At 73.0% G+C, this 12,813-nt stretch carries 14 protein-coding genes; 5 read left to right on the forward strand and 9 right to left on the reverse strand.

Annotated features, from left to right (window positions below; translation table 11 throughout):
* Window positions 1-164: 164 nt before the first annotated feature.
* Entirely contained in the window at window positions 165-1,151 is a 987-nt protein-coding gene (locus D7I43_RS08465) for an aldo/keto reductase (protein ID WP_120327863.1), read from the forward strand.
* 104 nt (window positions 1,152-1,255) lie between these two features.
* Here the strand turns inward: D7I43_RS08465 and thpR are convergent, their stop codons facing one another.
* The 5 genes from thpR to D7I43_RS08490 all read right to left on the reverse strand — a co-directional run bounded on the left by thpR (window position 1,256) and on the right by D7I43_RS08490 (window position 5,906).
* Entirely contained in the window at window positions 1,256-1,834 is a 579-nt protein-coding gene (gene thpR, locus D7I43_RS08470; RefSeq protein ID WP_120327864.1) for an RNA 2',3'-cyclic phosphodiesterase, read from the reverse strand.
* 13 nt (window positions 1,835-1,847) lie between these two features.
* Window positions 1,848-2,357, reverse strand: a complete 510-nt coding sequence (locus D7I43_RS08475; protein ID WP_120327865.1) for a hypothetical protein — start codon at window positions 2,355-2,357, stop codon at window positions 1,848-1,850.
* A gap of 152 nt (window positions 2,358-2,509) precedes the next feature.
* Entirely contained in the window at window positions 2,510-3,793 is a 1,284-nt protein-coding gene (locus D7I43_RS08480; protein WP_120327866.1) for an MFS transporter, read from the reverse strand.
* Between the two features lie 74 nt (window positions 3,794-3,867).
* Window positions 3,868-4,317, reverse strand: a complete 450-nt coding sequence (locus D7I43_RS08485; protein WP_192902105.1) for a MarR family transcriptional regulator — start codon at window positions 4,315-4,317, stop codon at window positions 3,868-3,870.
* Between the two features lie 116 nt (window positions 4,318-4,433).
* On the reverse strand, window positions 4,434-5,906 hold the full coding sequence (locus tag D7I43_RS08490; RefSeq protein ID WP_120327868.1) for an NCS2 family permease: 1,473 nt from the start codon (window positions 5,904-5,906) through the stop codon (window positions 4,434-4,436).
* Between the two features lie 133 nt (window positions 5,907-6,039).
* Here D7I43_RS08490 and D7I43_RS08495 point away from each other — a divergent pair, with 133 nt between their 5' ends.
* Window positions 6,040-6,246 carry a DUF2530 domain-containing protein gene (locus tag D7I43_RS08495; RefSeq protein WP_396843829.1) on the forward strand — a complete coding sequence of 69 codons (207 nt, stop codon included), beginning with the start codon at window positions 6,040-6,042 and terminating at the stop codon, window positions 6,244-6,246.
* A 5-nt stretch (window positions 6,247-6,251) separates the two neighbouring features.
* Here the strand turns inward: D7I43_RS08495 and D7I43_RS08500 are convergent, their stop codons facing one another.
* A complete protein-coding gene (locus D7I43_RS08500; RefSeq protein ID WP_396843830.1) occupies window positions 6,252-7,181 on the reverse strand; it encodes a DUF3027 domain-containing protein in 930 nt (309 codons plus the stop codon).
* On the opposite strand from D7I43_RS08500, the gene D7I43_RS08505 reads away from it, so the two are divergent.
* Together D7I43_RS08505 and D7I43_RS08510 are read left to right on the forward strand one after the other, a co-directional pair.
* Window positions 7,180-8,796 (forward strand): MFS transporter, encoded by a 1,617-nt coding sequence (locus D7I43_RS08505; RefSeq protein ID WP_120328065.1) that lies wholly within the window; start codon window positions 7,180-7,182, stop codon window positions 8,794-8,796. The genes D7I43_RS08500 and D7I43_RS08505 overlap by 2 nt on opposite strands.
* Window positions 8,793-9,443, forward strand: coding sequence for a futalosine hydrolase (locus D7I43_RS08510; RefSeq protein WP_120327871.1), 651 nt, complete (start codon window positions 8,793-8,795; stop codon window positions 9,441-9,443). Before D7I43_RS08505 ends, D7I43_RS08510 begins: the two co-directional genes overlap by 4 nt.
* Here the strand turns inward: D7I43_RS08510 and D7I43_RS08515 are convergent.
* A complete protein-coding gene (locus D7I43_RS08515; protein WP_120327872.1) occupies window positions 9,438-10,277 on the reverse strand; it encodes a GNAT family N-acetyltransferase in 840 nt (279 codons plus the stop codon). The two genes, D7I43_RS08510 and D7I43_RS08515, sit on opposite strands and share 6 nt — an antisense overlap.
* Window positions 10,278-10,955: 678 nt before the next feature.
* On the opposite strand from D7I43_RS08515, the gene D7I43_RS08525 reads away from it, so the two are divergent.
* Window positions 10,956-11,786, forward strand: a complete 831-nt coding sequence (locus D7I43_RS08525; RefSeq protein WP_120327873.1) for a 1,4-dihydroxy-6-naphtoate synthase — start codon at window positions 10,956-10,958, stop codon at window positions 11,784-11,786.
* Here the strand turns inward: D7I43_RS08525 and D7I43_RS08530 are convergent.
* Together D7I43_RS08530 and D7I43_RS08535 are read right to left on the reverse strand one after the other, a co-directional pair.
* On the reverse strand, window positions 11,747-12,133 hold the full coding sequence (locus D7I43_RS08530) for a cold-shock protein (protein WP_120327874.1): 387 nt from the start codon (window positions 12,131-12,133) through the stop codon (window positions 11,747-11,749). The genes D7I43_RS08525 and D7I43_RS08530 overlap by 40 nt on opposite strands.
* A 28-nt stretch (window positions 12,134-12,161) precedes the next feature.
* Window positions 12,162-12,785 carry an HAD family hydrolase gene (locus D7I43_RS08535; protein ID WP_120327875.1) on the reverse strand — a complete coding sequence of 208 codons (624 nt, stop codon included), beginning with the start codon at window positions 12,783-12,785 and terminating at the stop codon, window positions 12,162-12,164.
* Window positions 12,786-12,813 lie beyond the last annotated feature (28 nt).

Consider the following 12,813-nt stretch of genomic DNA (forward strand, 5'->3'; position numbering starts at 1 on the left):
GTACGCCGGCGGCCCGCGACTCCTCCTGAGGCCGCGCCGGCGGCGGGCGCGTCCCCTGATCACGGCCCGGCGGCATGCCACTCCTTCGACCGCGCCACGACGGGCGGGTGGATCCACCCGCCCGTCGTGAGGCGCGGCCCGCGTCACGGTGGCAGGCTCGGGTCATGGAGTACACGAATCTGGGCCGCACCGGCCTCTCGGTCAGCCGCCTCTGCCTCGGCACGATGAACTTCGGCCCGCAGACCTCGGAGCCCGACAGCTACGCGATCATGGATCGCGCGCTGGAGCACGGCATCAACTTCTTCGACACGGCCAACGTCTACGGCTGGAAGACCGGCGAAGGGGTCACCGAGCAGATCATCGGCCGCTGGTTCGCCCAGGGCGGGGGCCGGCGGGAGAAGGTCGTGCTGGCCACGAAGGTCTACGGCCGGATGGGCGACTGGCCCAACGAGCAGGGCCTCTCCGCACGGCACATCATCCGGGCCTGCGAGGACTCGCTGCGCCGCCTCCAGACCGACACCATCGACCTCTACCAGATGCACCACATCTCCCGCACGACCCCGTGGGAGGAGATCTGGCAGGCGATGGAGACGCTCGTCGCGCAGGGCAAGGTGCTCTACGTCGGATCGTCCAACTTCGCCGGATGGCACATCTCGGTGGCGCAGGCGGCCGCCGCCCGGCGCAACTTCCTCGGCCTCGTCTCCGAGCAGTGCATCTACAACCTCCTGACCCGCCACGTCGAGCTGGAGGTGATCCCCGCCGCGCAGCACCACAGGCTGGGCATCATCCCCTGGTCGCCGCTGCACGGCGGCCTGCTCGCGGGGCTGCTGCGCAAGATGGCCGAGGGCACGGCGAAGCGGGGCACGGACGGCCGCTCGGCCGACACGCTGGCCACGCACCGGGCCACCATCGAGGCGTACGAGAAGCTCTGCGCCGACCTCGGCCACGACCCGGCGGACGTGGCGCTGGGCTGGCTGCTCTCCCGGCCGGGCGTGACCGCGCCGATCATCGGCCCGCGTACGGCCGAGCAGCTGGACCGGTCCCTCGGCGCGCTCGACGTCCACCTCGACGAGGCCACCCTCGCCCGGCTGGACGAGCTGTTCCCGCCGATCGGCAACGGCGGCCCCGGCCCGGAGGCGTGGGCCTGGTAACACTCTCCTTCTGGCGTCGATCTTGCACTTTGCGCCCTCGATATACGGCTTATGCACCTTTTGTCGGGGCAGGAAGTGCAAGATCGCGCAGGAGAGGTGCGGGGCTACAGCGGCCAGGCGGCGACCCGGTCGTAGCGGGGCCGGGGGCCGGGGTGGCTGCGGGTGAGCACCACCTCGGCCGCCGGCCACTCCGGCCCGAGGTAGCCGTCCAGGGTGGCCCGGTCCGCGTCGATGTCGGCCCCGTCCACCCGGTCACCGGGCCGGGCGACCGTGAGGTGCGGGCGGAACGGCTTCTCGTCGTACGGCAGGCGGGCGTGCCGCAGCCGGGAGCGGATCAGGCGGGCCAGGACGGTGAGCGCGTCCACCTCACCGCGTACGTCGACCCAGAGGATCGTGAAGCGACCCCGCCCGAACCGGCCGCCGCCGCCCAGCCGCAGTCGCGGGGGCGCCTCCCGGCTGTCGCGGAACCACTGGGCGGCGAGCCCGAGCGCGCTCTCCACGTCGATGAGCCGGTCCGCCTCGACGTCGCCGAGGAAGGCGAGGGTGAGGTGGGCGTGCGCCGGGTCGGCGAGCCGGACGTTCGTCCCGGCCGCGGACGCCGCCCCGACCCGCAGGCGGGTGACCTGGGCGGTCAGGTGGGCGACCGCCTCCGCCGGCGGGTAGACCGCGACGAAGAGCCTCAACCCGTCGACGTCCTCACCGGTGCTGCTGGCGGCGCCCGGTGCGGGCGGCCGGCAGGGTCAGGCCGGCGGCGTGCAGCAGCCCCTCGACCCGCACCCGCTCGATCTCCTGGTCGACGCCGTCCAGCTCGCCGAGGTGCTCGGTGATGCCGAGGGCACGGCAGGCCATCCGGAGCCGGTCGTCGTACGCCTGGAGGACCGCGCCGTGCCACACCATGGGCCGGCCCGCGCCGTCGAGTCGTTGGCTCCCGAGCCGACGCAGGTCGGCGGCGAGCTGTTCCAGCGGCCGGCGGCCCTCCCGGTCGAACTCGGACAGGTCGATGTCGCGGGTCAGCGCGTCGGCCTCGATGGCCTTGTCGAGGCGGGCGATGACGCGACGCTCGCGCCGGCGGTCGCGCCACTCGGTGTAGCCGCAGACCACGCGGTCGATGATCTCGTCGGCGCAGAAGAGCAGGGCGATGACCGCAGGCAGGCTGGCCACGGCGAGGAACGCCAGGGCCAGCAGCAGCGCGCGTCCGACACCCACGCATCGACGCTAAGCTGCCTCGTCCGGCTCCGCCACCGGAATAGCGGCATCCGCGCCATCCGCGCATCCGGACGCCTCGGGCCATCGGAGGTGGACCTGTGGAAAGGGGACCCCCGCTCGACGGAAACCGTTGCGCAGGGGCCCCTCCGTGCTCAGCTCTCGGTCTGCGTCACATAGAACCGCGGCATCGGCAGCACCCGGAACCGGATCCGGGCGCCGGAGCGGCGCAGCTGCCAGGTCAGTGCGAGCAGCGCCGTGGCCAGCGAGATCAGGCCGCCGATCCAGATGGCGGCGCCAGCGCCGAACGTCTCGGCAACCCAGCCGATCACCGGCGCGCCGACCGGGTTGGTGCCGAGGAACACCAGCACCCACAGGGCCATGACCCGCCCGCGGAACGCGGCGTCCACGCCGAGCTGCACCCGCTGGTTGGCGGCCTGGGCGAAGAAGACCATGAAGAACCCGGTCGGCACCAGCAGCGCCACGACCAGCCAGTACGTCGGGGCGAGCCCGACCAGCGTCCCGAAGGTCGCGCAGGCGATGGCGGCGCCCAGCACCAGCCAGACCGAGGGCCGGCTGCGCCGCCCGGTGCCCGACAGCGCCCCGCCGAGCGCACCGACGGCCAGCGCGGTGCTGAACAGGCCGAACGAGGCGGCGCCGGTGTTGAACACGGTCTTGGCCAGTGCCGCCAGGGTGAGCTGGAAGTTGAACAGCGACATGCCGATCACCGACATGATCACCATGGGGAGCAGCAGGTCGGAGCGCCTCCAGACGTACCGCAGCCCGTCGACCACCCGGGCCTCGGCCCGCTCGTCGCGCGGCGGGAGCGCCTCCCGGTGCAGCTCGGAGGTCCGCATCCGCACCACGTTCACGAGCGGGGCGATCGAGCTGAGCGCGGTGAAGAGGAAGACGGGGCCGACGTCGAAGGCCGCGATGGCGAGACCGGCGAGGGCCGGGCCGACGATCCGCGCGGAGTTGAACACGGCCGCGTTGAGCGAGAGCGCGTTCGGCAGCAGCGACACGCCGACCAGCTCGGAGACGAAGGCCTGCCGGACCGGCGTCTCGACCGCGTTCGCGACGCCGAGGAGGAGGGCGAACGCGAACACGTGCCAGATCTCGACCAGGCCGGTGAGGACCAGCAGGCTCATGCCGAGCGCCAGCACGGTCCACAGGGCGTTCGCGGCGAAGAGCAGGATCCGCTTGTCGTAGCGGTCGGCGAGCCGGCCGGAGATCAGGGTGAGCAGCAGTACGGGCGTGAACTGGAGCGCGGTCACCACGCCGAGCGCGGTGGCGGAGTTGTCGGAGAGGTCGAGTACGAGCCAGTCCTGGGCGATGTACATCATCCAGACGCCGAGCAGCTTGATGAGCTGCCCGGTGGCGAAGAGCCGGTAGTTGCGGACCTGTAGGGACTGGAACATGGTGCTCAACCTGGCCTGCACTCTAGGTGCGCCTCCTCAAGTCGTACGCGTCATCGACGACGGACGGCGCGGACCCGGTGGCGCGGGCGCGTGGCTCAGGCGCGAGCGATCTGCTGGAGGACCTCGGCGGCCCTCCGCAACGTCTCCCTGTCGGCCTCGGTGAGTTCGGCCAGCCGGTTGGCCAGCCATTCGTTACGGGCTCGCTCGAACTGTTCGAGCACCGCCCGTCCCCCCTCGGTCGGCGCGAGGATGACCTGGCGGCCGTCGGTCGGATGGGGTGTGCGCTGCACGAGGCCGCGCTCCTCCAGCTTCGCGACGATCCTGGTCATCGTCGGCGGCTGCACCCGCTCGACGTCGGCCAGCTCCCGGGGCGTCAGCGCGCCCGCGAGGTGCAGGCTGGTGAGCGCCGAGAGCTGGGTGGCCGTCAGGTCGCCGACGGGCCGGGCCTGCCGGACCCGCCGGTTGAGTCGGGTGATCGCATCACGCAGCTGGGGAGCCAGCTGCGCCGGTGGCACGCGTTTCGCAGTCACCGTCCGCTCCGTCACGATAGTTAGCATAACTAATGAGCATGGCTAAGGACGTAAGATATGACCAGGCTCACGGGACTTACGTCCCGCCCCGGGGTCGGAGGTCCGGTTCCACCGGCCCCGGGGCGCGGACGTCACAGCACCACGGACTCGACGGGCCCGCGCAGGAAGTAGACGACGAAGAGCACGGCCACCGCGTACAGCAGCGGGTGCACCTCGCGGCCCTTCCCCTTGACCAGCTTCAACAGGACGAACGTGATCACGCCGGCCCCGATCCCGTTGGAGATCGAGTAGGTGAACGGCATGAGGACGATCGTGAGGAACGCCGGGATGCCGATCTCGTAGTCGGACCAGTCGATCGTCCGCACGGCGGTCATCATGAGGAAGCCGACCACGACCAGCGCGATGGAGGCCGCCTCGAACGGCACCACCACCACGAGCGGCGTCAGGAACATGGCGAGCAGGAACAGCGCGCCGGTGACCAGGTTGGCCACACCCGTCCGGGCGCCCTCCGCCACACCGGCGGCGCTCTCGATGTACGCGGTGTTGCTGGAGGTGCTCGCCGCACCACCCGCGGCCGCGGCGATCGAGTCGACCAGCAGGATCTCCTTCGCCCGCGGCGGGGTGCCCCGCTCGTCGAGCATGTCGCCCTCCTGGCCGATCGCGACCATCGTGCCCATCGTGTCGAAGAAGTCCGCCACGAGCAGGGTGAAGACGAACATCAGCACGACGAGCCAGCCGGCGCGGGTCCACGAGCCGAGCACGTTGAAGTTGCCCAGCAGCGACAGGTCCGGCACGTCCACCACCGTCTTCGGCAGCTCGGGGACGTTCAGCGACCAGCCGCTCGGGTTGGGCTTGCCGTCGACCACCGACGGCCCGACCTTCGCGATCGCCTCGACGATGATCGCCAGCACGGTCGAGCCGATGATCCCGATCAGGATCGCGCCCCGCACCCGACGGACCACCAGCACCAGCGTGACCAGCAGCCCGACCACGAAGACCAGCAGCGGCCAACTGGCCAGCTTGCCGCCCATGCCCAGCTCGACCGGGACCGTCGTGTTCGCGACGTCCGGGATGCGGCGGACGAAGCCGGCGTCGACCAGACCGATGATCGTCAGGAAGAGGCCGATGCCCACGCCGATCGCCGTCTTCAGCTGGGTCGGCACCGAGCGGAACACGGCGGTACGCAGACCGGTCAGCACCAGGATCGCGATGATCACACCTTCGATCACCACGAGGCCCATCGCGTCGGCCCAGGTCATCTCCGGTGCGATCTCGTACGCGACCAGCGCGTTCACGCCGAGGCCGGCGGCGAGCGCCAGCGGGAACCGGCCGACCACGCCCATGAGGATCGTCATGACACCGGCGACGAGCGCCGTCGCCGCGGCGATCGCCGGGATCGGAAGGGTCTTGCCGTCGCCGTCGACGGCACTGCCGAGGATGAGCGGGTTGAGCACCACGATGTACGCCATCGTGAAGAAGGTCGCCAGACCACCGCGTACCTCGCGGCTCAGCGTCGAGCCGCGGGCGGAGATCTCGAAGAACCGGTCGAATCCGTTACGCGGGGGGTGGGGTGGTGTGCCGTTGTCGGGCGGCGCTACTGCCATCAGGTCCTCGCAGGTGATCTTCGGGTCGTCGCGCGCATCGTCCCAGATCAGCGGTCAGGCAGGAAAGTTGATCGCGTACGCTTGCCGCGTGCCGACCCCGCAGCAGCCGCGGCCCGAGCCGCTCGATCCGCCGATGGTGCCGTTCGCCCTCGCCGGAATGGCCGGCTGGGCGGTCGCCGGGTTGGTGCTGCTGGTCTTCTTCCGCGACTGGCTCACCGAGCACGACCACGAGAGCTGGCTCTGGATCTGCCTGGCCGGTTTTCTCTGGGGGATCCCCGGTCTCGCGGTGATGATGCGGCACGACGCGAACCGGCGTCGCCGCCGCGCCGCCGGCCGCTGACCCCGTCAGGGGTGGCCGTACGGCTCCGACGGCTCGGCCGCCTCGACCGACCCCGGCGCCCGGCTGACGGCGATCGTCTCCACGGCGCTGTCGTCGTAGACGGTGGGCATCTCGTCGACGGACGTCTCGGCCGCCTCGATGAGGGTCTCCGAGTGCGCGCCGCAGCCGTGGTCGGCGCTCACCACCCGACCGTCGTCCGGGGCGTAGAAGTTGCCGCAGGCGCCGAAGGCCTGCCGTAGGGAGCCGGCCAGCGGCAGGTAGAAGCCGCAGGTGCCGCAGCGGGCCGACGCCGGTGCCGACGTGGAGATCGGGGCGGACGGGCCGTGGTCGCCGTCGTACCACCGCTGGGCGGCCTCGGCGCGCCCCTGCCGGGACAGCACCCGCGCCCGGCCCAGCCCCAGCTCCCACGCGGTCTCCTCGACCGCCGGGTCGTCGGAGAGCACGTAGCCGGGGACGAGGCGCTCGTCGTCGGGCGGGGTGGGCAGCAGGTCGCCGGGGCCCAGGTCGCCCGGCTTGAGCCGCTCCTGCCACGGAAGCCAGCCGGGAGCGAGGAGCGCGTCGGTGCCGGGCAGCAGCACGGTCTCGCAGATGGTCACGTTGCGGCTGCGGGGCACCCGGGTGACGGTGACCGCCCAGCGCCAGCCCCGGTAGCCAGCCAGCTTGCACTCGAAGTAGTGCGTCACCAGCCGCTCGCCCTCGGCCACCGCCTGGAGGTGATCGCCGACGTCGGACGGGTCCACCTCGGTGATGCCGGCGCGCGCCACGTCGACCGCGGCGGCGCAGATCTGGTCGAGACGGGCGGCACGGGTGGAGGCGGGCCTGGTCACCCGACCATTGTTCCCCATGCCTACGCCTCCTGCGACAGGGACTCCCCGACCACGTTCTGCGCACATGGTGCGGCACGGGAGGATCAGATGGGCGAGGATGGTGCACATGCCGCTGTCCTCCCGCCCTAAGCGATCCGTCCTCGGGCGGACCGTCGGCACCGGCATCCGCTTCGTCCGGCTGCTGCTGCGCGGCTCGATCGGCAGCGGCCGGTGGGTGACCCGGCGGGCCGTCCGGGTCCGGGCCCGTGGTGCGGGTGGCGAGGTCGGGATGGTCCGCCTCTTCGACCTGCACGCGGTCTCCTGCGCCGGGGACACGCTGATCGCCATCGGCCTGGCGGGGACGATCTTCTTCAACGTGCCGCTCGGCGAGGCGCGCAGCAAGGTGGCGCTCTACCTGCTGGTGACCATGGTGCCGTTCGCCATGCTCGCGCCCGTGGTCGGGCCGCTGCTCGACCACTTCCGGCACGGCCGCCGGTACGCGCTGGCCGCCACCATGCTCGGTCGGGCGTTCCTCGCCTGGCTGATCTCCGACTACATCCACGGCTTCGGGCTCTATCCGGCGGCCTTCGGGGTGCTGGCGCTCTCCCGGGCGTACGGGGTGGCGCGCTCGGCCGCCGTACCGCGGCTGCTTCCCGACGGGCTGGGCCTGTCCCAGGTGGGCGCACGGGCGAGCGTCTACGGCACGGTGGCCGGCGCGCTGGTCGCCCCGATCGGCCTGGCCGCGTTCTGGTTCGGGCCGCAGTGGCCGCTGCGGGTCGCGTCCGTGATCTTCCTGGTCGGCATGGTGATCGCGCTGCGGCTGCCACCGAGGGCCGACTCGGAGCCGCCGGAGCGGGTGCCCCGCCCGCTGCGGGCGCTGCTCCGCCGCTCCGGCGACCGGCCGCTGGGCCGCGGGCGCCCGGCGGGCCGTCTGGTGATCGCCTCCCTGATCGGGGCGGCCACCCTGCGCGCGCTCTACGGCTTCCTGCTGCTGTTCCTGGCCTTCGCCATCAAGAAGGGCGATCTCACGACGGCCGCGTTCGGCCGCGACCTCACCGACGAGGCGGCGCTCGGCCTGGTCGGCGCGGCACTGGCCGTGGGGACCTTCCTGGCCACCGCCATCGGCACCCGGCTGCGCATCCACCGTCCGGCCGCCATCCAGTCCAGCAGCATGATCATCGTGGCGGGCGTGGCGGTGCTCGCCGTGGTGAAGTTCTCGCTGCCCATGGTCGCCCTGCTCTGCCTGGTCACCGCGCTGTTCAGCGGCGTCGCCAAGCTGGCCGTGGACGCGTCGATCCAGGAGCGCATCCCGGAACGGCTGCGGGCCAGCTCCTTCGCCCACTCGGAGACGGTGCTGATGCTCGCGTTCGTGGCCGGCGGCGGCCTCGGGCTGGTCCCGTTCAACGGCCTGACCGGCATCGCGGTCGCCGCCGGGGTCGGCGTGCTCGCCGCCGTGCGCGGGGTGCTCGTGGCGGCCCGGTTGCGCGGCGAGCGCCTCGCCGGCCGCCCGCTCGGCGACGACGAGCTGATCGACGAGTCGAGCGACGACCTCACCGGCGGCGCCGGGCCGGAGGGCGACGATCCCCGCCCGACGTCGCCCCCTCCGGCGCCCAGTGAGACCGCCGGCTACGAGCCGGGGCTCGCCCCACCCGGCTACCACATCTACCGTCCCTCGTCGGCAGTCGGCGGCGCGGGCGGGAGCGACGACGAGTCCCGCCGGGGGCCGCGCGGGCCGGTGTCGTGAGCGGTCTGCTGGTGGTCACCGCCGTACCCGCCGAGGCGGACGCGATCCGGGCGGGCCTCACCGATCCCGCGGTGACCGTAGCCCCGGTGGGGGTGGGCCCGGCCGTCGCGGCTGCGGCCACGGCGCGGCTGCTGGCGCTGGCCGAGGCGGCCGGCCGGCCGTACCGGGCCGTGGTCAGTGCCGGCGTGGCGGGCGGCTTCGCCGAACGGGTCGCGGTCGGCGGCACCGTGCTGGCCACGGCGAGCATCGCCGCCGACCTCGGCGCCGAGTCCCCGGACGGCTTCATCCCGATCGACGCGCTCGGCATGCCGCCGGCGCTCCTGGGCGGCGGCAGCACGATGCCCGCCGACCCGGATCTGCTGGCCGCGCTCCGGGCGGCGCTGCCGGAGGCCACGGTCGGGCCGGTGCTCACCGTCAACACGGTGACCGGCACCGCGGCGAGCACCGCGGCGCTCAGCCGCCGCTACCCGGACGCCGTGGCCGAGGCCATGGAGGGGTACGGCGTGGCGGTGGCCGCCGCCCAGGCCGGGCTGCCCTTCGCCGAGCTGCGTACCGTCTCCAACCCCATCGGCCCCCGCGACCGGGGCGCCTGGCGGATGCGCGAGGCGCTCGCCGCCCTGACCGAGGCCGCCCCCGCCCTGTCATGACGCGCGCGGGTGTGCCGCTGTGCGGTCGAGCCGCAGCGCCACCGGCCGGCTCGCCGACTCGGTGAAGCCACACGCCGCCAGGAACCGGATCTCCTCGAACTCCGCCACGGCCCGCACGGTGTGGATCCCTGCGCGATCCATCTCCGCGGTGAGCCGGCCGATCAGCCGCCGACCGATACCCAGCAGGCGAAGTTCCGGGATCACGACCACGCCGTCGAGGATGAGCTCGCGCTGGTCGCCAAGGTTCTCTCCGAGCAGCAGGTCCGTGCTCCGCTCGTGAGCGCGCAGTTCACCGACCGGTGCGCCGTCGGGCAGCTCGGCGAGAAGCCGCCACGAGCCCTCCGGCAGCTCACCGGTGACCCGCCGCAGCCGTACCTGCTGACGTACCCGTTCGCGCCAGCGACGTTCGTCCCGACGCCGGCGGTCGAGGTCGTACGTCACCGCCGGCACCCGTAGCGGCCACCGTTCGCGCGGCAGGGTGTACCAGTGCGCCCACCACGCGCCCGGCCAGTCGGTGAGCTTCCGTACCTCCCGCAGGTCGAGGTGTGGCGGGTAGCGCCGGCCGGCCTCGTCCCGCCGTTCGTCGTCCGGCGTGGCCGGCACCTGGCCGAGCCCTGGAGGGCCGGAGACGCCGATCGTCATCGCTCCACCCGCCGCGCGTACCAACCGTTCCACGGTCGCGAACCCCGGCTCGGCGCCACGGCCGCTCTCGATCCTCGCCAGCGTGCTCTTGGGTACGCCCGACCGCTCAGCCAGCTCCCGCTGGCTGAGGTCGGCCTGTCGCCGCAACGCGCGCAGCACCGCCCCCACGTCGATCGGCTCGGTGCCCGTCACCCCGCGATCGTCCCGGTAGGAGCCGCCGGGCTTCAACAGCCTTCCCGTGCTTGTGGACAACCCTGTGGACAGCCGCCTTCCGGGGCGGCTGGGCGGCGCGCCCGCTGTCGAGCTGCCCCAGATCTGAGACTGAGCGCATTCCGGACCAAGCGGTATCAACAGGCGCACACGGAGGATCGAGCGCAGCGAACCGAACGATCAGCCGTTTCCACAGCTGCGGCGACCACGGGCCTGCCGGCCGGGTCGATCGGTGGTCACCACGGCCCCCGGCGGCGCTCCCCGCGACGCTCTCCCGTCAGCTCTCCCGTCAGCTCTCCCGGCGGCTCTCCGGCGGCGCTCTCCGGCGGCTCTCCCGTCAGCTCTCCCGGCGGCTCTCCGGCGGCGCTCTCCGGCGGCTCTCCCGTCAGCTCTCCCGGCGGCTCTCCGGCGGCGCTCTCTGGCGGCTCTCCGGCGGCTCTCCGGCGGTGCTCTCCGTCGGCACTGGCTGCATCGTCTTCGAGCTGCCCCATATCTGGGGCAGCTCGACAGCGTCCCGCCGACCCTGCCGCGGGCCTCCGGGCGGCCGCCGCGGGCCTCCGGGCGGCCACCGCACCACCACGGTGCAGCAGGCACCGCCTACGTCACAGCCTTCGGGGGCCGGCAGGATCGGCCCGACGGGGGCGGGGCTACGGTGGGGTCGTGGCGCTCTCGCTGGCGATCTCGCCCTGCCCCAACGACACGTTCATCTTCCACGCCCTCGTGCACGGCCGCGTTCCCGGCGCACCGCCGGTCGAGGTGACGTACGCCGACGTGGACGTGACCAACACGGCGGCCGAACGCGGCGCCTTCGACCTGGTGAAGGTGAGCTACGCGGCGCTGCCCTGGCTGCTGGACCAGTACCACCTGCTGCCCTGCGGTGGCGCGCTCGGTCGCGGCTGCGGTCCGCTGCTGCTCACCCGCGGCGACCGCACCGACCTGACCGGCGCGACGGTCGCGGTCCCCGGCGACCGGACCACCGCGTACCTGCTCTTCCGGCTCTGGGCGGCCGACCGCCCGCCGGCGCGCATCGAGGTCGTCCCGTTCCACGAGATCATGCCGGGCGTGGCCGCCGGCCGGTACGACGCCGGCCTGGTCATCCACGAGGCCCGGTTCACCTACCACCGGCACGGCCTCACCGCCCTGGTCGACCTCGGCGAATGGTGGGAGGCCGACACCGGCCTGCCGATCCCGCTCGGCGCGATCCTGGCCCGGCGCGGCGCGGTCGACCCCGAGGCCGCCGCCGGGTGGATCCGCGAGTCGGTCCGGCAGGCCTGGGCCGACCCGGCCGCCAGCCGCGACTACGTGCTCTCCCACGCACAGGAGATGGAGCCCGACGTGGTGGACCGGCACATCGGGCTCTACGTCAACGAGTTCTCCGCCGACCTGGGAGAGGCGGGCTTCGCCGCCGTGGACGCGCTGCTCGGCCGGGCCGCCGACGCCGGCCTGGTGCCTCAGACCTCCAGCTCGCGCGCCACCGCGTGGACCAGCTGAGCGATCTTCTGGGCGGTACGCCGGTCGGGGAAACGGCCGCGGCGCAGGTCCGGCTGCACCTTCGCCTCGAGCACCTTGATCATGTCCTCGACGAGGCCGTGCAGCTCCTCGGCCGGCCGGCGGCGCAGCTCGGCCACCGACGGCGGCGCCTCCAGCAGCTTCACCCCCATGGCCTGGGCGCCCCGCCGGCTGTCCACCACGCTGAAGTCGACCCGCTGGCCACCCTTGAGGTCGGTGACGCCCGCCGGCAGCGCGGTCTTCGGCAGGAACACGTCGCCACCCTCGTCACTGGTGACGAACCCGTATCCCTTGGCCGCGTCGTACCACTTCACTCGACCCGTAGGCACCTGTGATCCCCTGCTTCGCTAGAGACGTCTACTGCTCCAAGGCTAGCTGGATCATGCGGTCGAGCGCCCCCGGGAATCCGGTGAGATCGTCGAGCACCACGTCCGCCCCGGCCGCCCGCAGCTCCTGCGCCGAACACGGGCCGGTGGCGACCGCGATCCCCGGCACCCCGGCCGCCGCGGCGGCCACCATGTCGGCCACGTGGTCCCCCACGTAGTGGGTGGCGCCGTGCTCGCGCAGCGCGGTCGCCTTCTCCTCGGCGAACAGGTCACCGGCCACCTCGTCCACCTCCAGCCCCAGGTGATCCAGGTGCAGGCGGGCCAGCCGGCCCAGCTTCGAGGTGACCACGAGCACCCGGCCGCCGCGTGACCGGACCGCCGCGATCGCCTCCCGGGCGCCGGGCAGCGGGACGGTCGGGGTGATGGCGTACGCCGGATAGAGCTCCCGGTACAGCGTGACCGCCGACTCGACCTGCTCCGGCGGGAACCAGTGGGCCATCTCCGTGCGCAGCGGCGGCCCGAGCCGCGACACCACGGCGTCGACGTCCACCGGGACGCCGGTACGCGCGGTCAGCGCCCGGTAGGCGGCGGCGATGCCGGGACGCGAGTCGACCAGGGTCATGTCGAGATCGAAGCCGACGGTCAGTGGAGGCATGCGGACGAACGTACCGGTCGGCCACCCC

The organism is Micromonospora globbae (assembly GCF_003610785.1).
Lineage (GTDB): Bacteria > Actinomycetota > Actinomycetes > Mycobacteriales > Micromonosporaceae > Micromonospora > Micromonospora globbae.